The 20,457-nt window shown below is 63.4% G+C and carries 15 protein-coding genes and 1 tRNA gene; 8 read left to right on the top strand and 8 right to left on the bottom strand.

What is annotated here, in order from left to right; genetic code table 11:
* Positions 1–84 precede the first annotated feature (84 nt).
* Positions 85–2,214: a DEAD/DEAH box helicase gene (locus tag ABJ196_RS02860; RefSeq protein WP_347305138.1), complete on the top strand. Its 2,130-nt coding sequence runs from the start codon at positions 85–87 to the stop codon at positions 2,212–2,214.
* A 170-nt stretch (positions 2,215–2,384) separates the two neighbouring features.
* Here ABJ196_RS02860 and ABJ196_RS02855 read toward each other — a convergent pair whose 3' ends face one another.
* From ABJ196_RS02855 to putP, 3 genes are all read right to left on the bottom strand, one after another.
* On the bottom strand, positions 2,385–2,852 hold the full coding sequence (locus ABJ196_RS02855) for a DUF2269 domain-containing protein (RefSeq protein WP_347305137.1): 468 nt from the start codon (positions 2,850–2,852) through the stop codon (positions 2,385–2,387).
* A 122-nt stretch (positions 2,853–2,974) separates the two neighbouring features.
* Positions 2,975–3,607 (bottom strand): HNH endonuclease family protein, encoded by a 633-nt coding sequence (locus ABJ196_RS02850; RefSeq protein WP_347305136.1) that lies wholly within the window; start codon positions 3,605–3,607, stop codon positions 2,975–2,977.
* A 91-nt stretch (positions 3,608–3,698) separates the two neighbouring features.
* Positions 3,699–5,249: a sodium/proline symporter PutP gene (gene putP / locus ABJ196_RS02845; protein WP_347305135.1), complete on the bottom strand. Its 1,551-nt coding sequence runs from the start codon at positions 5,247–5,249 to the stop codon at positions 3,699–3,701.
* Positions 5,250–5,533: 284 nt separating this feature from the next.
* On the opposite strand from putP, the gene ABJ196_RS02840 reads away from it, so the two are divergent.
* The 7 genes from ABJ196_RS02840 to ABJ196_RS02810 all read left to right on the top strand — a co-directional run bounded on the left by ABJ196_RS02840 (position 5,534) and on the right by ABJ196_RS02810 (position 15,063).
* A complete protein-coding gene (locus ABJ196_RS02840) occupies positions 5,534–8,692 on the top strand; it encodes a DEAD/DEAH box helicase (protein ID WP_347305134.1) in 3,159 nt (1,052 codons plus the stop codon).
* 3 nt (positions 8,693–8,695) lie between these two features.
* Positions 8,696–9,562 (top strand): SWIM zinc finger family protein, encoded by an 867-nt coding sequence (locus ABJ196_RS02835; protein WP_347305133.1) that lies wholly within the window; start codon positions 8,696–8,698, stop codon positions 9,560–9,562.
* Between the two features lie 78 nt (positions 9,563–9,640).
* Positions 9,641–10,789, top strand: a complete 1,149-nt coding sequence (locus tag ABJ196_RS02830; protein WP_347305132.1) for a metallophosphoesterase — start codon at positions 9,641–9,643, stop codon at positions 10,787–10,789.
* Between the two features lie 6 nt (positions 10,790–10,795).
* Complete coding sequence (locus tag ABJ196_RS02825) at positions 10,796–13,513, top strand: AAA family ATPase (RefSeq protein ID WP_347305131.1); 2,718 nt, start codon at positions 10,796–10,798, stop codon at positions 13,511–13,513.
* Positions 13,514–13,780: 267 nt separating this feature from the next.
* A complete protein-coding gene (locus ABJ196_RS02820) occupies positions 13,781–14,278 on the top strand; it encodes a MarR family winged helix-turn-helix transcriptional regulator (protein WP_347305130.1) in 498 nt (165 codons plus the stop codon).
* Positions 14,279–14,398: 120 nt separating this feature from the next.
* The gene (locus tag ABJ196_RS02815) at positions 14,399–14,698 is read left to right on the top strand and encodes a molecular chaperone GrpE (protein ID WP_347305129.1); all 300 of its coding nucleotides are present in this window, start codon (positions 14,399–14,401) and stop codon (positions 14,696–14,698) included.
* A 197-nt stretch (positions 14,699–14,895) separates the two neighbouring features.
* Positions 14,896–15,063 carry a hypothetical protein gene (locus ABJ196_RS02810; protein WP_347305128.1) on the top strand — a complete coding sequence of 56 codons (168 nt, stop codon included), beginning with the start codon at positions 14,896–14,898 and terminating at the stop codon, positions 15,061–15,063.
* 224 nt (positions 15,064–15,287) lie between these two features.
* On the opposite strand, the gene ABJ196_RS02805 is transcribed toward ABJ196_RS02810, so the two are convergent.
* The 5 genes from ABJ196_RS02805 to ABJ196_RS02785 form a co-directional block, all read right to left on the bottom strand.
* Positions 15,288–15,361: transfer RNA gene (locus ABJ196_RS02805), tRNA-Arg, on the bottom strand.
* 119 nt (positions 15,362–15,480) lie between these two features.
* On the bottom strand, positions 15,481–17,079 hold the full coding sequence (locus tag ABJ196_RS02800; RefSeq protein ID WP_347305127.1) for an alpha/beta hydrolase: 1,599 nt from the start codon (positions 17,077–17,079) through the stop codon (positions 15,481–15,483).
* Between the two features lie 225 nt (positions 17,080–17,304).
* Positions 17,305–17,940, bottom strand: a complete 636-nt coding sequence (locus tag ABJ196_RS02795) for an LUD domain-containing protein (RefSeq protein WP_066490752.1) — start codon at positions 17,938–17,940, stop codon at positions 17,305–17,307.
* Positions 17,940–19,487: a LutB/LldF family L-lactate oxidation iron-sulfur protein gene (locus ABJ196_RS02790; protein ID WP_347305126.1), complete on the bottom strand. Its 1,548-nt coding sequence runs from the start codon at positions 19,485–19,487 to the stop codon at positions 17,940–17,942. Before ABJ196_RS02790 ends, ABJ196_RS02795 begins: the two co-directional genes overlap by 1 nt.
* On the bottom strand, positions 19,487–20,272 hold the full coding sequence (locus ABJ196_RS02785) for a (Fe-S)-binding protein (protein WP_066490756.1): 786 nt from the start codon (positions 20,270–20,272) through the stop codon (positions 19,487–19,489). Before ABJ196_RS02785 ends, ABJ196_RS02790 begins: the two co-directional genes overlap by 1 nt.
* Positions 20,273–20,457: the final 185 nt, after the last annotated feature.

Genomic DNA, 20,457 nt, shown 5'->3' with positions numbered 1-20,457 from the left:
CCGCGGTGTTTCCGCCCACCAACACGTAACTATTTGTGTATTCAATGGTGTTTATTGCCTGCGTCAAGTAGTGTGGGTGGAGCAATGAGCATTACCGATAACGCCACCGGCGGCGTCAACGAGCCGGAAGAAAATTTCAATCAGTCGGAATCTCAGGAAAACACGCAAGGTGTCGTGGCGGACAATGCCACGGATAACGTCGTGGCAGAAAACGCCACGGACTCGAATGACAACGACACCAGGGCTGCGGCAACTTCTGAGGACACCGGCGCCGAATCTGAGGATTCGGCCAATGACAACTCCCAGGGGTTTGCGCACCTCGGTCTGCCTGAAGAGGTTCAGGAGGCCGTTGCCAAGGTGGGCTACACCACCCCGTCACCCATTCAGGCAGAGACGATCCCGTACCTGATGGAGGGCCGCGACGTCGTAGGCCTCGCACAGACCGGTACGGGCAAGACCGCAGCCTTCGCGCTGCCGGTTCTCTCCCAGATCGATCCGGATGCCCGCCACCCGCAGGCCCTCGTTCTCGCGCCGACGCGTGAGCTTGCCCTGCAGGTTGCAGACTCCTTCCAGTCTTTCGCGGACCACCTCGGCCGCATCGAAATCCTGCCCATCTACGGTGGCCAGGCTTACGGCATTCAGCTCTCGGGCCTGCGCCGTGGCGCACAGGTCATCGTGGGTACCCCGGGCCGCGTCATCGACCACTTGGAGAAGGGCTCGCTGGACATTTCCCAGCTGCGCTTCCTCGTTCTCGATGAGGCAGACGAGATGCTCAACATGGGCTTCCAGGAAGACGTCGAGCGCATCTTAGAGGACACCCCGGACGAAAAGCAGGTCGCCCTCTTCTCCGCGACCATGCCCAACGGCATCCGCCGTCTGTCCAAGCAGTACCTGGATGACCCGGCTGAGGTTACCGTCAAGTCCGAGCGCCGCACGAATGACAACATCACGCAGCGCTACCTGCTCACGGCACACCGCCAGAAGATGGACGCGTTCACGCGCATCCTTGAGGTCATCGAATACGACGGCATGATTGTCTTCTGCCGCACGAAGCACGAGACCGAAGAGGTCGCAGACGCCCTGCGCGACGCCGGCTACAACGCGGCCGCCATTAACGGCGACATCGCGCAGCAGCAGCGTGAGCGCACCGTCGACCAGCTCAAGGATGGCCGCTTGGACATCCTCGTTGCGACAGACGTCGCGGCCCGTGGCTTGGACGTCGACCGCATCACGCACGTCATCAACTACGACATTCCGAATGACACGGAGTCCTACGTCCACCGCATCGGCCGTACCGGTCGTGCCGGCCGCACGGGCGAGGCCATCCTCTTCGTCACCCCGCGTGAGCGTCGCATGCTCCGTTCTATTGAGCGCGTGACCAATGCTCGCCTCGAGGAAATGGATCTGCCCAGCGTTGACGAGGTCAACGCGAAGCGCAAGGAGAAGTTCGCGGCGTCTATCGGCGAGTCCCTCGAGGACAAGCAGATGGAGATCTTCCGCGGCCTCGTGCGCACGTACTCGGAGACCAATAATGTGGCCATGGACGACATTGCCGCCGCACTCGCCGTGCAGTTGCAGGGCGGCCAGGAGTTCCTGCTCAAGGAGCAGCCGAAGTCCAAGCGTGACCGCCGCGACCGTGACCGCTTTGAGCGCGACGACCGTCGCGACCGCGACCGCGGTGGCTTCCGCGGCCGCGGTGACCGTGGTGATCGCGGCCCGCGTCGTCCTGACGGTGACTTTGTTACCTACCGCCTTGATGTGGGCAAGCGCCAGAACGTCCGTCCCGGTGCCATCGTCGGTGCCCTGGCCAATGAGGGTGGCTTGACCTCCAAGGACTTCGGTCGCATCACCATCGCCGTGGGCCACACCCTCGTCGATCTGCCGAAGGACATGGATCCGGCCGTGCTCGACCGTCTTAAGGACACGCGCATTTCTGGCCAGCTCATCAACATCGCGAAGGACACTGGTCGTCCGCCGCGTCGCGACAACGACCGTGGTGGCCGTGACGATCGCCGTGGTGGTTACCGTGGCGGCCGTGACCGTGATGACCGCCGTGGTGGCTGGCGCGACCGTGACGAGCGAGGTGGCCGTGACGATCGCCGCGGTGGTTACCGTGGCGGCCGCGACCGTGATGACCGTCGTGGTGGCCGTGATGATCGCCGCGGTGGCTTCCGCCGTGACCGCGATGATCGCCGTGGTGGCTGGCGCGACTAGCCCCGCACGCACGCATACGTAAAGACCCGGCCAGTGAGCTCGAGAAGAGCTTGCTGGCCGGGTCTTGTGCGTGCGCTGGCAGCGCGGAAAGTGCGGAGCCAGTGGCGTGATGACCTAGGTCTGTGATGCCTCAAGTCAGAACGCGGGCAAATAGGAGGGACTGCGGTGCGTTAGATAAACATGAGGATGGCGATGACGATCCACAGCAGGTTGAAGATGCCGGAGAACATCGCGATCTGGGAGCGGGACTTCTCCAGATCGACCGGTTTATCGGCCGGAGCGGCTGCCTGCACGGTGTCAGCGTCACCACCCAGCGCTGCGACGACGGCCTTCTGCTTGGGAATGACGACGCCGATGAGCAGAGCCCAGGCGATGATGGCGAGAGCGATGGAGGCGTGGAACTGACCCTGCTTGCCGTAGGTCGCCAGATCCGTGAGGAACACGGCGACGCCGAGGACCGGGACGATGGCGGAGAAGAGACCGTAGGTCTTCGTGATGCGGTGCAGGACGTTGAGCGCGCCGGTGTTGCCGCCCTTGGCGGTGGCGATCTGGGCTGGGAACATGGAGGTAGAGACCATGACCGGGCCGACGAGCAGGATGGCAGCGATGACGTGGATTGCGATGGCGAGAGTAGTCATGGGGGTGACCTGTCGGAAAACCTTTCGTTGTGGGCTTCGTGCACGCAGGCAAGCCGCCTGCGGCCATTAGGGAACTAGCCTATAGGCGAACAGGGCCTTTCGCGAACCGGGGGCACGGGGAATTACAACCGGCAGGCGCGACGCACTGCTCTATGGTCCGCGGCCGGCAACGGCAGGGAATAGGCGTAGGCGACGGCGGCCAGCCGCTGCGCGTACCAACACTGGCGGGCCCGCGCCGGCGGCATCCACCGTGAGGGGAGTTGATCGGACTTTTCCTGATTGAGGGCGCGCGAGGTGATGACGAGGTTGAGCGGATCGTTGGCAAACTCCACGCGCCGTGCGTCGTCCCACGCCCAGGCGCCCATGTCCCACGCGGCGGCGAGCGGAAAGACGTGGTCAGCCTCGAGCCGCTCCGTGGAGAAGACGCGCGTGTCGGCATAGAGATCCTCAATGACCGCGGCAGGCTCGCAGCTCGTGGCGCGCGGACGCGACTGCACGGCAAGCGCTGCCTCCCGGGACGTGCAGTGCTCCAGGCCTGTTACGCGCGCCATGCCCCAGCCGTCGCCAAAGGCCTCGCGCTCGTAGCCCACGACGCGGTGGCGCTCGCCCGGGGCGACGGGGACGGCGGCGAGGAGATCGCGTGGGGTGGGCAGGGCGGCATCGGTAGGCCCGGGCGGGGATATCCATGCAGGCGGGCTAAGCCAACGCGGCACGAGAAAGGTGAGGGTGGCGAGAGTGAGAAGAAAAACGTACACGCGCCGGGCAGTCACGCAGTCGCGAAGAAAAGCATTCACGACTTAGTTGGACTGTCCGGCGCGGCGAAAGGTTCCGCGGAGACGGCGCTCGTTAATCGGCGGCGCCTTCGAACTGGAAGTTCTTATCGCGGTTGGCCTTCGCGATGAGCTCCTGTGCAGCGTCGAACTCCGCGGTAGTCTCCGCGCGAGGTGCTGCGGTGGCAAGCGACACGACCCAAGTGACGATCGCGGCGGCGGCGAAGCCGGGGACGATCTCGTAGATGAGGTCGCCCAGGGCGGTCATGCCCCACACGATGGTGACGACGGCACCGGTAATCATGCCTGCGATGGCGCCCGGGGCGTTGAGACGCTTCCAGAACAGGGAGAACAGAACCAGTGGCCCGAAGGCGGCGCCGAAGCCGGCCCAGGCGAAGGAGACGAGGCCCAAGATGGAGTCGTTCGGATTAATCGCGAGCACGGCGGCGAGGACGGCGACGGCGACGACGGCGGTGCGCGAGAGGTTCATCATGACCGTGTCCGAGGGCTTGTCTTTCTTGACGATGGTGAAGAGATCCTCGATGAGCGAGGAGGAGACGACGAGCAGCTGCGAGGACATCGTCGACATAATGGCGGCAAGGACCGCGGTGAGCACGAGGCCGGCGACAAGCGGGTGGAACATGATCTGCGCCATGTCCAAAAAGATGGTCTCGTAATTCTCCTGGTCCGTGATGGCGTGGTCGGTGTTGGTGAAGAAGACCGTACCGCTGAGGGCCACGAAGACGGCGCCGAGGATAGACAGAGCCATCCAGCCGATGCCCACGCGGCGGCCCGTGGCGGCATCGGCAGGCGAGCGCAGCGCCATGAAGCGCACGATGATGTGCGGCTGGCCGAAGTAGCCCAGGCCCCAAGCGAGGTTGCCGATGATGACGGCGGCGGAGACGCCGGAGAACAGCGAGAAATACTGCGGGTTCTCAATAGCGCCGCCCGTGGCGTAGGGGTTCTCCGCGGCGAAGGAGAAGATATCGGCCGGGTTATCCAGCGAGATGATCGCCATGACGGGGACGATAATGAGCGCGGCGAACATGAGCATGCCCTGAACCGCGTCCGTATAGGACACCGCGAGGAAGCCGCCGATGAAGGTGTAGGCCACCGTCACTGCAGCGACGATGAGCATGCCGGTCAAGTAGTCGCCCTGGAACGTCGACTCGAAATAGCGGCCGCCGGAGACCATGCCGGAGGAGACGTAGAAGGTAAAGAAGAAGATGATGACGAGTGCGGCGGCGATGCGCAGCACGCGCGAGTGATCGTGCACGCGGTTTTCAAAGAAGGAGGGCACCGTAATCGAGTTGTTGGCGACCTCCGAGTAGGCACGCAGGCGCGGGGCCACGAGCTTCCAGTTGAACCAGGCGCCGACGGTCAGACCGATGGCCATCCACAGCTCGGAGAAACCTGTGAGGAAGAGCGCGCCGGGCAGGCCCATGAGCAGCCAACCGGACATATCCGAGGCGCCGGCCGAAAGAGCCGCGACGAAGGGGTTGAGACCACGCCCGCCCAGGACGTATTCGTCGTACTGGCTCGTCTGCTTGTATGACCAAAAACCGATCGCAAGCATGACAAAGAGATAAATGATGATGGCGAGTACGTACCAAGTTGAGGTAGTCACTCACGCCTCCTTTGCTTGTAGAGAGTCGTGCACTGCGGGAGTCGTGCTCTGTCAGGGGGCACGCGGTGAGCGTAAGCCGCACACAGAATCGCGCAGGACCCAGCGTGACCTACGAATTAGTCTGTCCCGCACTATGGTATGGAACACACTGGGGGATCGTGGCGTTTTAGTCAAATCATTCAACAAATACGAATTCATGTGCGATAACACTGCAGCTTACAGTGCGGCGTCCAGCGAAAACCCGACAGGCGGCGCGGTGGGGCCAGAATGTTAGAATGGTCGTTATGTCTTCGTACCTTGTGCATGGAATCTGGCTGCCGGTCTCCGGGCTAGGTTTGTGGATTGAGCAGGTCGAAGGGCACAAGATCATCACGCCCGCCGCGGTGCCGGAGGGGACCTTCCCCGCGGTCGTGGATCAGATTCTTGCTAATAAATCTTTCCGCAACCGTGCGCGCATGACGCTGCGCACGCCCAAGGGCAAAGACGTCTCTCTCATGGTTCCCATGGCCATGTTTGGCCCCGACGAGACGGTGAAGATTTTAAGCCAGCTCACCACCGTCACACGGCGCGCGCCGGGCGTGAGCCTGGAGCAGCGCGAAAGCCTCGCCCCGGATTTGCTCTGGCTCGTGCGTGCGTATGAGGGACTCACCAAGTTTGTGCGCGCGGGGCGCGTGACCATGCGCCTGAACTACCAGTCCGGCGAGTGGTTTCCCATGTGGCAGCTCGCCTCCGGGCTGGGCGAGCGCGGGTGGCTCGCGGAGATGGTTGCCGCGGCGCCTGGCATTCTTACCGTCAATAACCGGGCGCTGACCGATGACATGGCGGACGAGCTCACGCACTGGATTACCTACGTCGAGCTCGAGGACCTGCGCACCCAAATCCGGCCGTACCCATGGCACGAGTTCGTCGATGCGCTCCTGCGGACTACGGCGGTCAAGCGCGGCCGCGCGCAGCTCCTGCGCGGGCTGAACGAATGGAAGGATTCCATTACCCAGGTCGACCTCCAGCTTGTGATCATCGTGGAGGAGCCGCCGGCGGAGCAGGAGCTTGCCGATGCCCCCGCTCCCGGCTTTGCCGCTGCCTCCAGCGCCGGAGACGACGAGGAGGAAAGGTTTACCCCGAGCGCGCCGGATACGACGTGGCCGGTGCGCCTTGCCGTGCGCTCGGGCACGGACGCGCCGCAACCCATCCGCACGAGCCAGCTCGACCGCACGAGCGTGGAGCGTTTGCGCGACGTGCGCCGCCGCGCCATCGAGATTGCGCCTCGGCTGGCGCAGGAGAATTCCCGCGAGCCGGACCGCTATGACGACAACGCGGGCGACTGGGACGTCTATCTCAGCACCGAGGATCTCCTTCAATTTGTGGGCACGGACGCCGCGGCGTTGCGCACGGCCGGCATCAACGTGATGTTGCCCAAAGCATGGTCCCAGATGGAGACCACCGCCACACTGGAGACCCGCGAGGCGGACTCCGGGGCGGACGGCGCGACGAAGCGCCACCTCGGCATGGAAAACCTGGTCAAGTATGACTGGCGTCTGTCCGTGGGCGATATTGAGCTCACCGACGACGAGATGGACGAACTCATCGCCTCGAAGTCTGGACTTATCCGCCTGCGCGGCAACTGGGTGATGGCGGATACGGCGTCCATTACGCGGATTAGCGACTACATGTCCAAGCTTGCCAAGCAGTCGCGCGAGCGGATGAAGAAGGAGCTCGAGCGTGACCTCATGCGCGCCGAGCACGCTCGAGACCTGGGCACGCCGGGCTGGGAAGACCAGATCGCGGACGTCCAGCGCCGGCTTGCGGAGTTCAACGAGGCCGCGGACGACGCAGACTTCGGCGAGGTCACCGTCGCGGAACTGCGCCAGCTCGCGCTCGAGGCGATGGCCAAGGACCCGATCGAGTTTACCGGCAGCGGCTGGTTCAACTCCTTGCTTGGCGGCATGGAAACCCCGGCGCCCAAGCGCGTCGACATCCCGGAGACGGTGCACGCGGAGCTGCGCGATTACCAGCGTCGCGGCGTGGATTGGCTCTACTGGATGTCTCAGAACGACATCGGCGCGGTGCTGGCGGACGACATGGGCCTGGGCAAGACCCTCCAGCTGCTCACGCTGCTCGCGGTCGAACACGCCGCGGCCGCGGCTGTGGAGGAAGCGAAGCCTGGCCCTACGCTTGTCATTGCGCCCACCTCCGTCGTAGGTAACTGGGCGCGCGAGGCCGCGAAGTTCGTGCCGAGCTTTAAGGTGCTTGTCCAGCATGGCTCGCAGCGCCTGCGCGATCAGGACTTCGTGGACAAGGCACGCGACTACGACCTCGTCATCACCTCGTACGGCACGGCCTCGCGGGACTTCCTCATGCTTGGCGAAGTGGACTGGGACCGCGTCGTGCTCGACGAGGCGCAAGCCATTAAGAATTCCGGCACGCGGGCCTCGCGGGCTGTGCGCTCGCTGCCGTCGCGGCATCGGATAGCTCTCACGGGCACCCCGGTGGAAAATCGTCTGAGCGAGATGCGTTCCATCCTCGACTTTTGCAACCCGGGCGTCCTGGGCTCGGCGAGCTTCTTCCGCAACCACTTCGCCAAGCCCATCGAACGCGGGGATGACCCCGGCCTGGCTGAGCGGCTGCGCCAGCTCATCGCGCCCTTTATCCTGCGGCGCCTGAAGACTGACCCCACCATCATCGATGACCTGCCGGAGAAGTCCGAGCAGATCGTTACTGTGGAGATGACCTCGGAGCAGGCGGCGCTGTATAAAGCGCTCGTCGACTCCATCCAGCGGCGCTTGGAGGAAGCGAAGGGCATGGCGCGCCGCGGCCTCGTGCTCGCCTCGCTCACACACATTAAGCAGATTTGTAACCACCCGGCGCATTACCTGGGCGATGGAAGCGCCGTGACCATTCGCGGCAAACACCGCTCTGGCAAGGTTCGCGAACTCATGCGCATTGTCGATGAGGCCACGCAGACCGGCGAGCGCATTCTCGTCTTCACGCAGTACAAGGCCTTTGGTGATATCCTGCAGCCGTACCTCACGGAGCAACTCGGCCGCGAGATTCCCTTCCTGCACGGCGGCGTGACGAAGAATAAGCGTGACCAAATGGTGGAGAGTTTCCAGGCGCCCGATGGGCCGCCGGTGATGATTCTTTCGCTCAAGGCGGGCGGCACGGGCCTTAACCTTACGGCGGCGAATATCGTGGTCCACATGGACCGCTGGTGGAACCCCGCCGTGGAAAATCAGGCCACGGACCGCGCCTTCCGCATCGGCCAGGAGCGCAACGTGCAGGTCTACAAGATGATTACGGCGGGCACGCTCGAGGAATCCATCCAGGACATCCTCGACGGCAAGATGCAGCTCGCCGGCGCCATCGTGGGCGAAGGCGAGGGCTGGCTCACCGAGCTCAGCCCCGAGCAGCTTGCTGATCTTATGAGCTATAGGGGAAGGGAGTAAGCCATGGCGGATTCAACCACGGGCGACGCAACGAACGACGGCTCGACGCCCGACAACGTCACCTACGTCAACTTCGGCACGCGCAAGCGCGTGACTACGCAGGACGAGGTCCTCAAGGTCGACCGCGTCAACCACTCCGGATCCTCCATGTCTCCGGCCGCGACGCGCCTCGTGTCCTTCATGAGCAAGGAAGTCGACGCCGGACGCTTGGCGCGCGGGCGTGACTACGCGCATGCGGGCAACGTCGTCGGCCTTGACGTGCGCAATGGTGCCATTCACGGGCGTGTGGCCGGCAGCCAAAACGAGCCCTTTGCCGTGCTCATCCAGCTGCCGTACCGCAGCAACGACGATGTGGGCAAGGTCAGCGAGATCATGGCGCGCACTCCCAATGCCATCCGTGACGCGCGCGACGGCCTGCTGCCCGTCCGCGTCCTCGATATCCTGTTGGGTGAGGACCCCGACGACGTGCGCTTTAGCTGCTCGTGCCCGGATCACGCTCCGTTCTGCAAGCACATCGTGGCGGTGGTCGACCGCCTCGCCGCGCGCATGGACGCCGACCCTTCCGTCGTCTTCGCCATGCGCGGGCTGAGCTTCGCCACGCTGGAACAGTCCATGGTGGCCCAAGCTCAGGAAGCTTCCCGTGACGCGTATTCGCCGAACTCCGGTCTGGACTCCGCGGAGCGCAACCAGCTGTTTTGGAACGGCCGCGGCCTGCCCGATATTCCCGAGCCCAAAATCGCGCCGGCCCTTGAGGACTCCGATATGGATCTGCTCCGCAAGGCCTTGCGCTCTGTCACGCACACCAATCTCGAGTTGTTGCGCGCCGTGAGCGATATCGAAGAACTCTACGATTTTCTGGTGCAGCGCTAAAGACATGGAGCAAGGCTCCTAGCAGGCGCGTTCGATATAACTCGGCGTCATGTCGACCCCCTGTTTTATGGTGGAGCCATGACTCAACGCGTAACTTTTATCCATACCTCGGACTTCCAGTGGGGAATGCAGCGCTGGTTCCTCGAAGGCGAGGCACAAGCCCGCTTTAGCGCCGCCCGTCTTGCCGCCGTTGAGCGCCTGGGCGATCTCGCCACGCGTACCGGCGCGCAGTTTATTGTCGCGGCCGGAGACGTCTTTGAACATAACTCTCTCACACGCCAGACCACCGGCCGCGCCAATGAGGTGCTCGCTGGTCTGCCCGTGCCTGTTTACCTGTTGCCGGGCAACCATGATCCTCTCGTGGCTGACTCGATTTTCCGTACCGCGACGGCGGAGAAAGTCCATGTCTTGGGCGATAGCGTGCCACAGGAGGTGGCCGACGGCGTCGAGCTCGTGGGTGCTCCGTTGCTTACCAAGCATGTCAACCGTGACCTCGTCGCTGAGGCCCTGCAGGGACTCGAGCCCACGGAGAATATCCGGATCGCAGTGGGCCACGGCCAGGTCTCCTCGCGTACCTCCACGCCTTCGCCAGCAGAGATTGATTTAGCGCAGGTCGAGCAGGCCGTTCGCGCCGGCACTATCGATTACCTTGCCTTGGGCGATACGCACTCAACCCAGAACCTCTCGGCGACCGGTGCGGTGTGGTTTTCTGGTTCGCCCGAAGTGACGGATTTCCATGGCCTCGAGACGGATAACGGCGAGCGTGATTCCGGCAATGCTCTCGTGGTCACCATCGAAAAGGACGGCACGGGACCGGCTACGGTGACGGTAGAAAAGCACCACGTGGGGCAGTGGCGCTTTGACGCTGTGTCCGCGGAGCTCGACTCCCTCGAAGACGTGGAGTCTTTCCTGTCGCAGCTGCGTGCCTATGAAAATAAGGACCGCACCGTCATCAAGTACGGTCTCACCGGCACGCTGAGTCTGACCGCACAGCGCGCGCTGGAATCAGGACTTGATGAACTCACTGATATCTTTGCCGCGCTTTATCCGCGCGAGCGCCTTATGGACCTGGTGACCGAGCCCGACCCGAACGAGCTCGACAACCTCGGACTTACCGGCTTCGCCGCGTCGGCTCTGGAAGAACTCGTCGAGGATATGAGCGCCGGCGATCTCGAAGCGCGTGATGCCACCAATCTGCTGTTTCGTCTTACCGCCAAGGGAGCCTAAACCACCATGCGTATTCATTCCATCGAATTGAACAACGTCCGCGGCGTGCGCCACCTGCGTGCCGACAACCTTCCGGATACCGGCGTCATCGTCATTCATGGCGGCAACGAGGCGGGTAAGTCGACCATCCTCGACGCGCTCGGCATCGCACTTTTGGAGCGTGCCGGGTCCACGGCGAAAACTGCGCGCGATAAAACGCTGTCCGATCGCGGCGTCATGTGGCTTAAACCCGTGGACGTGGACGAGGCACCCGAGGTCACCGTGTCCATGAGCATCGGCCCCTATGACTTCAGGCTGTATAAGCGCTTTATCAAAGGCCCGAAGACGGAGCTGGAGATTGCCTCGCCGAAGCGCGAGAGTCTCACCGGTCCGGATGCCCAGGCACGACTCGACGAGATTATCGCTGAACATCTCGACAAGGCCCTGCTAGCGACGCTCTTCCTGCGCCAGGACCAGCTTGATGAGGGCATCGCTGCGGCTGGCGTGCCGTCGCTGACTGCGGCGCTGGAGCGCGAGACTGGCACGGACGCCGAGACCTCATTTGGTGACGACACTGACCTTATGCGCCGCGTCTCGGAAGAATTCCGTCGCTACTTCACGGAGAAGGGCCGTGCCTCCGGTGAGCTGAGCAAGGCGGAGAAAAACCATGAGACCTGCGTCGACGAGACCGCGCAGAAGCAGAAGAAGGTCGATGAACTTGCAGGCTACGTGGACAGCCACGCTCGCGCGAACGACAAACTCGAGCGTGCCCGTGAGGATCTCCCTGAGGCGCGTTCCATTCTGCAAGAGCGTGAGACGTCAGCTGCGAAGGCGACGCAGATGGCTGCCGCCGTGGAACAGCAGCGGCAGGGCGTGGAACGCGCACGTCTCGACTCTGAGCGCGCGGACCAAGACCTCGCGCGCCGGGAAGAGCTGCGCAGCAACCTGGAGGAGTACGAAACTCAGCTGAAGACGGCCGCCGAGGCCGTCGCTGCCGCAGAGACCGCCGCCAGGGAAGAGGAAGAGACCGTCGAGGAGCTCACCGCGGCGCTCACCAAGGCGAAGGCTGTGCGTGATGAAGCACGCACGGTCCGCGATGCTGCCCGTGTCGCTGCTGAATACGCCCAGGACCGTGAACGCCTGGCCCAGCTGCGCGAGCGCGTGAGCGAACTTGATGGCCTCGACGCGGCAGTGAGGGCCGCCCGCGAGGCCGCCGCTGCGCGTGGTCGCGTCATCACGGATGCTGACGTCACGCGTGCTGAAAAGGCCTCCAACGAGGTCGAGCTTGCTGCCTCCTTGCGTGAGCAGGCGGCGGCCAAGCTGATTCTGCGTTCGGCCAAGGACGCGAGCGTCACCGTTGACGGCGAGGAGCGTGCGCTGCCCGCTGATGAGGATGTGACTGTCGCGCTCGATAACGGCACCGTGTTGGATATCGCCGGCATTTCTGCTCGCTTCGATGCAGGCGCCGCAGCGAGCGGAGATGCGCGTGCCCGTGAAGACAAGGCACGTGCCGCACTCGCCGATATTCTGCAGGAGCTCGAGTGCGTAGACGTGGATGAGGTCCGCGCGACCCGTGACGCACACCGCGAAGTGGGGGAGCACCTCTCCCGTGCCGAGGCCGACTTGCGCTCTGCGCTGCGTGGCGAGGAGCTCGGCGACTTGCGTGCACAGCTGGGCGCCCTGGAGGCACAGCTCGAGGTTGCGGCTGCTGGTGCCAAAGGCGCTGCGGAAGAACTCAGCGTCGCCGAGGCAGAAGAAGCCCGCAAGGAAACGCACGATGCATTTGAGGCCGCTGACGCCGAGGTCGACAAGGCCGCGGCTCGCCTTGAACCGCTGCAGCGCCGCCAGGCGCAGGCGGAGCTCATCGCGGTGCGACAGAACGAAAAGGCAGCCCGCGAGAACGTTGAGCGCGCTCAGAAAGCCGTGGCTGCAGCCGCAGAGGCCGGCAGCGTCGAGGACCTGCAGGCGGCGGCGGAGGCCGCGAAGACGGCGCTGAGTGAACTGGAGGAACAGCTGGAGACGGCTGAGCGCGAGCTTGCAGACAACGACCCGACGCTGGCACAGAAGCTGGTGGTGGGCGCACAGACGCGCGTTGAGACTCTGGAGAAGACCATCAGCACCGCCGAGAAGGAGATGCTCAGTATGGAGTCTTATATTTCGGCAGCCGCCGGCGCAGCAGAAGAACTTGAGCTTGCTCTTGCTGCTGAAGAGCTGGCGCAGGAAAAGCTCGCGGCTGTGCAGCGTCGCGCTGCTGCCGCGCGCCGACTCTACGAGGTGCTCCAGGAGCACCAGACGGCCGCACGCCAGCGGTACGCGGCACCGTTTGCTGACCGCCTGGGGCAGCTCGCGCGTTCCCTGTTCGGCGGCGACATCACATTCGACCTGGATGAGGAACTGCGCATTGCCAGCCGCACACGCGGCGGCGTCACGGTCGACCTTGATGCGTTGTCCGGTGGTGCGAAAGAGCAGCTGGGCATTCTCACGCGTCTGGCTATCGCCGACATGGTGGGCGATGACGCGGAGGGTGGGGGAGAGCCGAATGCTGGTGTGCCCGTCATCATTGACGATGCATTGGGCTCCACGGACTCGCAGCGCCTAGAGCTCATGTCCACCATCTTCGCGGATGCCGGGCGTCACAGCCAGGTCATTGTGCTCACGTGTATGCCTGAGCGTTATGAGTGGATCCCCGGTCGCGTCGAGTTCGACATCGAAGAGCTGAAACGTGTTCCTATTGCGGGTCGGTAATTCTTTGACGCCCACCCTGGCATGCACGACTGTCAGGGTGAGCGATGGATGAATAGCACAACGAAACCTTAAATAGTCCTTAATGTACAACTGTTTACGGTGTCACTATTGTGCTCCGCGGCGACTTTATTAATTACGTTGTTCTGATATGTTTTGTGAACTTAGGGTAAAAACTCGTTATGCGAATCCGATAAAGTCGCAGGTAGAAAGCAAAAGAAACTCATGTGTTTGTTTGTTCAAGTGCGTTGAAGTGCTACCCTCGTTGACATGGCTACAGAACCTCGATGGCTTAACGCGGAAGAGCAGGATCTCTGGCGCGATATTCTCGGCACCATTCGTAAAATCAACCGCGGCATGGATGAGGCGCTCATGGCGCGTGGCGATCTCTCTGTGTCGGAGTTCTCTGTTCTCGTTTCGCTGTCTGAGGCTCCCGAGCAGCAGCTGCGTCTGCGCGAACTGTGCGCGGATCTGGACTGGGACCGCTCCCGCACCTCGCACCAAGTCACGCGCATGGAGCGCCGCGGTCTCGTGCAGAAGATGAAGTCCGTGGGGGACGCTCGCGGTGTCGTTGTGCGCATCACCGACTCTGGCCTGGAGCGCCTTGAGGCGGCCGCCCCGGACCATGTTGAGTCCGTGCGCCAGTTGGTCTTTGACCCAATGGACATGGCGGACGTCGAGGTGCTAAAGAAGTACTTCGCCGCAGTGGTGGACCATCCGGTGGACTTCTCTTCCGGCGTTCACGTGCCGGCCCAGAGCGAAGCTTAAATTACAGCCCCACATCGGCACGTAGGGGCGTTCAGTAGCGCCCTGATACCCCGCGGCACCGTTTTAAAAGAATTGGTGGCGCGGGGTCTTCTTTTGTCTGGGTGCCATAGAATGGCGGACATGATGGGTCAAGAATTATTTGAGCACCCCCTGCGCCAGTACGCGGAGTATGGCGTTACAGAGTTGCGCGAGGAGTCGCCGCGGCTCGGGGATCCGGCGTCCTTTGAGGACGATACGGCTACCGAGGAGCAGCTCGACCTCATGGAGGAGGTCTTCGCGCGCCACGTGGGGGACGCCGTGACCTTCGACGAAGAATCTGGGCTGTGGATTGTCGGTCCCGAGGAAGATATTGAGCGCATGTTCGCGGACCGTGAGGCGTTCCTGGACGCGCTGGAAGCGGGCGAAGATCCGGGCGTGTAGGCGCTCGAACTTTTTGCGTACCCCGTAAGGGGGTTGTCAGCGCTAGATAACCGTCTGGTAACGACATATCTCCTTATCGATAGGGAGATATGGGGCACCACCTGCTATTCTGATAAGGGTTATAAAGTGACCAGAACGTTATCGAAGTGCCGCTGCGGCCTTCCTGGTCTCAAAGGATGAACGAAAGGAATGACGACATGAGCACTCGTCTGGAAACCGAAAAGCAAGAAGCTGCCGCCCGCGAAGCTGACAACGGCATCGCGAAGGAATTCCTTTTTACCGTCCCGATGTTCATCCTCTCGGCCATCGTGTGGCTGGCCGCTCTCATGGGTATGCACTACATTGAGATGGGTTCCCTCTTCTAATGAGCATTGAGCTTTAGCGCGTCGGCTCCGGCACTTGCCGGGGCCGTTCGTTGTCTTGGCGCACTGTGCTTTTGTTCCTGAACCACTACATGACACAGCTGCATAGCGAGCAGCGTTGAGTGGCTGCTCGCTGGCCGCGTGATAGTGACGGGGAGCCGAACGTTGAGACATACAAACAAAATCCCGCTGGCCAACATTTCTGCTGTTCAACGGGATTTTTCGTGTGCCCCCGACAGGGATCGAACCTGCGACCTTCGGTACCGGAAACCGATGCTCTAATCCGCTGAGCTACGGAGGCATGTGCTGTGCGCAGCACCGCCGGGCACTGCGCACGCAACGAGGAATAGTTTAACTCACACCCTTCCCGGAACAGGAATTGCCCCGGTGGTGGCGTGGTGGCTGGACTGAGTGGAAGTCCTAGTGCAGGCCCGGTGCCGAGGTAGCGGCGGTATGGCCGGTGCGCAGGTAGTCCACCACGATGTCATCGACGGCCTTGTTGCCGAGTGCAAAGTGGCCATGGCCCGGACCGTTGACGGTGACCTGGTGGGCGCCCATCGCGTCACGGATTTCGCCTTGGTAGCGGTACGGCGTCTGCGGGTCGCGGGTGCCGGAGATCACGAGCGGGCGGGTCGCTAGGTGTGCGCCGCTGAGCTTGACCGGGGTGGCTACCGGGCCACGGCCGCTGCAGGCGGTGCCAGAGCCCCACAGCGCCGGAATAACGTCATTGAAGTCGCCCGTCACGAAGTTGGACCAGACGAGCAGCGGCAGCTGCGTGAGGTCGCCAGGAACGGTGTTTTCGTTGCACATGATGAGCGCCTGCATATTTTGCGCTTGCATGGTCGCGTCCACGAGTTTCTGTTGGTCCTGCTCGCTGAGGCCGTCGATACCTTCCGCGGCCATGTCGCGCTGTCCTGCGAGGTGTTCGGCGAACTTCTCCCACCTCTCGGGGCGCGGGCCGACCTCGCGGGTGATCGTGAAGGTCGGAGACGTTACGGGCACGGAGTTGGGATGCGTCACCTTGTCCGCAAGGAAATTGGCGTTGGCGCGCAGCGCGCCCGTGGCCGTCATGAGATCGGCACCGGGCTGGCCCACGACCTCAAGGCCGGGCGGTAGGTCGCCAATCTTCGCGTTCGGCGGGAGCGTGGTGGGGCGCACGCCGGATTCGCGCTGAATGCGAGCAGACCAGCGCTCGTAGACCGCCAGAGGGGTCGTGCCGAGGTGGAAGCGTGCGTCGTTGGCCGCGATGTAAGCGAAGAGATCGTGGTAAGCGCCCTCATAGCCAGCACGCTGGGCGGGCAGAATGCCGTTCCATGTGAGGCTCGTTCCCATGGCGGAGTCGAGCACGACGCGGTCCGTGTGCTGCGGGAAGAGCGTGGCATACGTCGAGCCCAGGAACGTGCCGTAGCTGAGGCCTGCGATGGAGATGCGGTCCTCGCCCAGGGCCTTGCGCACTTCCTCCCAGTCACGCGCGGTATTTTCCGTGGTGAGCGAGTTCGTGTAGCCTGGCGTACCCTTCTCACAGGCGTCACGCACTAGCTTGCCGTAGGCAAGGAAAACGTCAGCTTCGCTGCCTCCTGCTTCCTCACAGCGCACTGGCGTGGAGCCGGGCAGGCCGCGGGGCTGGACGCCGATGACGTCCCACTCGTCGCGCACGGCCTGTGGCCACGCAATTGCGTCATTGCCAGCCCACCCGTAGGCGTCGCCGCCCGGGCCGCCCGGGTTGGTAAAGAGCGCACCACGGCGTGCAGAAGGATTGGCCGCGGGCACCTTGACGAAGCCGACGGAAATCGTGCCGCGATCTGGGTGACCGTAATACGTGGGGACCGTGACACGGCCACACTGCGCGCGGTCGATAGTGACCTCAGCGGGGCAGTCTTCCCACGCGATGGCTGGCCGATTCTTAGCCTGGGGTTGAGCCTGTGCGGCAGGTTGAGCGACCATGCTCGGGGAAAGCAGCGTCGCGGCTGCCGCCAGAGTGGCGAGCAGGCCGCGGAGAGGACGGGGACTAGTAGACACACAACTCCTTGCAAGACGGACCGTTCCCGCCGCGGGCGTTGTGGTGGCCCGGGAGACGGGACGACAGAGACTATTGGAACTACTTTTTACTGTAACAAAGCTGGCTACATGGCGCGGCTGACCCGTGCCGTGCGGGGCGCCGCGCGACAGCACAACGCCCCGCCGGCGGCATCGGAAAGATGCGCGAGCGGGGCGTTGTGACCCGTGGCGGGTCGCGGAGGCGTTTTACTTCACGAGCAGCACGATGAGGTCACGCGGGCCGTGGACGCCCTCCACGCGGGAGAGCTCGATGTCCGAGGTGGCCGACGGGCCGGAAATCCACGTGGCCGGGTAGTCCGGGTTGATGCGGGAGACCATCTCCGGCACGCCGTAGACAACCTGGTCCGGGCGCACGATGACGAGGTGGCGGTCCGGCACGAGCGAGAGAGCACGGCGGCCGCAGAGCGGGCCTGCCTCGAGCACGATGGTACCGGTCTGGGCGGAGGAGACGTGGGACTCGGTGACGACGGCATCGACGTCGTTGAGTTCACGCGGGTCGGATTCGCGGGAGTCCGGGGTAGCGTGGCCGCCCGCGGCATTGAAGGCCTCGAGCAAGGAAGCGTCCATGCCCTCGGCGTAGCGTACGTCGGAGCAGCCGCGCTGCTGGAGGATCTCTGCGATCTTCTGCGGCAGCTCAGACTCGGCGGCCTCGTGCACGTCCGCCTTGTAGTCTACGAGGCGGTCGATGAGCATCTCATGCAGCTCCTGCGCGTTGAGCGTGCCCTTGGTCTGGTACTCGCGGGGGATCTCTACGTGGTCGGGGAGACCCGCCTGCTTCTGGGCGGTGCGGATGCGCTGCAGGATCTCAGTCTTGGCGTCCATTACTTGTCCTCGCCTTTCTGGTGAGCGTTCGAGAGGGCATTGGTGGGCAGGCCCTCGGCACGCGCCTGGGCGAGTAGGTCCTTGGCGTCCTCGGTATCAAACCACTGACGGAAGGACTTCTTCGGCGGCACCGCGGTGTCGCGGCCCGCGGACCAGCCGGACAGGAACAGCGGCAGGGATTCCATGACGCCGTTGAAGCCGCCGAGCACGCGGCCCAGAGCGACGACGCGGGTAACTTTGTCCCACAGCTGCGGGTGGTTCCAGAGCAGGCCCACGGCGCCGAAGAGCTTGGGCTCGATGGGCGGGGCGGCGTGCTCAACCTTCTGGTGGCGGTTTTCGAGGATGACCTCGGTGAGCGGAATCTTCACCGGACAGACTTCGTCACAACGACCACACAGCGAGCAAGCGTACGGCAGGGAGGCCGACGGATCGTGGTGGTCCTTGATGCCGGTGAGCTGCGGGGTAAGCGAGATGCCGATGGGGCCCGGGTAGACGGAGCCGTAGGCGTGGCCGCCGGCGCGCTCGTAGACCGGGCAGACGTTGAGGCACGCGGAGCAGCGGATGCACTTGAGGGCCTGGTGGCCGATGGGGCTCGACAGGGCGGCGGTACGGCCGTTGTCGAGGAGCACGATGTGGAAGTTTTTCGGGCCGTCGCCTTCCGTCACACCCGCCCACATGGAGGTGTAGGGGTTCATGCGCTCTGCCGTAGACGAACGCGGCAGCAGCTGGAGGAAGACCTCGAGATCCTGGAACTTCGGCACGAGCTTCTCAATACCCATGACGGTGATGAGGGTCTCCGGAAGGGTGAGGCACATGCGGCCGTTGCCCTCGGACTCCACGATGTTGATGGTGCCGGTCTCCGCCACGCCGAAGTTAGCGCCGGAGATGGCGACCTTCGCCTTCATGAACTGCTCGCGCAGGAAGAGCCGGGAGGCCTCGGCCAGCTCGGACGGCTCGGCCTTGAGCTCGTCCGTGGTGTTCGGCATCTTGTTGACGAAGATATCGCGAATCTCGGCGCGGTTGCGGTGGATGGCCGGAACCAGAATGTGCGAGGGCTTGTCGTCGCCCAGCTGGACGATGAGCTCGGCGAGGTCGGTCTCCTGGGCGTGGATGCCCTCGGCCTCGAGGTGCTCGTTAAGACCGATTTCCTGGGTCGCCATGGACTTGATCTTCACGACATCCTGGACGCCCTCGGCGCGGATGAGGGAGGTGATGATCTCGTTGGCTTCCTTGTTATCGCGTGCCCAGTGGACGTGGCCGCCGCGCTTGGTGACCTGCTCCTCGAACTGGAGGAGGAGTTCTGGCATGCGAGCTGCGACGTCTTCCTTGAGGGCGGAGCCAGCGTCGCGCAGCTGCTGCCAGTCCGGGGTCTCATCGACCGCGCGCTGGCGCTTGTTACGAATGGTGGTGGTGGCGTGCTGGAGGTTGCGGCGCTGTGTGGCGTTGTTGAGGCCATCGTGCGCGGCAGGGACAAAGCCGCGGTCACCGCGGAGGTTGCCCACGCCCTCAGGGGAGCGCGGCGGAGTGGTGTCGAGGAACGTGGTCATTAGAGCATCTTCTCCTTGGAGTAAGCGGCCGACTTCGGGGTCCACGGGTGCTCCTTGGTGGACGCCAGAATTTCTGCCATGTGGACGGCACGGATGCCGGAGCGCTGACGGGACAGGGTACCGGCGATGTTCATGAGACAGGAAGAGTCGCCGCCGGTGACGTATTCAGCCTCCGTCTCCTTGATGTGGCGAGCCTTGTCGAAGGACATGGACTGAGAGACCTCAGGGTTCTTCAGCGAGAAGGTACCGCCGAAGCCACAGCACTCCTCCGCGTTCTGCAGCGGGACGAGGTCGATGCCTTCGACCTGCTCGAGCAGCTGATACGGGCGGTCGCCCAGTTTGAGGAAGCGCAGGCCGTGGCAGGAGGAGTGGTACGTCACGCGGTGCGGGAAGAAGGCGCCGACGTTGGTGACACCTGCGATGTCCACGAGGAACTCCGGGAGGTCGTACGTCTTGCCCGCGGCCTTCTTCGCGCCGTCCACGTCCGCGGCGGTGCCGTGGCGGTCGGCGAGCTGCACGTGCTTTTCACGCACAGCGCCCACGCACGATCCGGAGGCGGCGACAACGTAGTCGATGGACGGGTCTGCGAAGGCATCCGCGTAAGAGCGGATCATGCCCAGCGACTCCTTCTGGTAACCGGTGTTGAAGTGCATCTGGCCGCAGCAGGTCTGCTCCTCCGGGAAGACAACCTCGTGGCCGAGGCGCGAGAGGATGAGAGCCGTGGCCTTGTGGGCATCCGGGAACAGGGCGTCGCCGATGCACGTGGAAAACAGTGCAATACGCATGTATGCGCTCCTTTAGGTTCCAGCAGCACTGCCTGTTGCCTCGATGAGGGCTAAAGCCAGCATTTTCCACGGAAACGGACACTGACTGCTGGGTGTACGTGTTATGGGGTTATGTATGAAATAGTACCGCGCATTGTGTGTAAATTCGACGCAAAAATAGGCTCCTAGCTGCGCTTATTCCGCAA

The sequence above is a fragment of the Corynebacterium sp. SA-MJD20WY100 genome, from assembly GCF_039822565.1.
GTDB classification, from domain to species: domain Bacteria; phylum Actinomycetota; class Actinomycetes; order Mycobacteriales; family Mycobacteriaceae; genus Corynebacterium; species Corynebacterium phoceense_A.
Note: the sequence above shows the minus strand (reverse complement) of the source record. Positions and strands in the feature narration are given on the sequence as shown.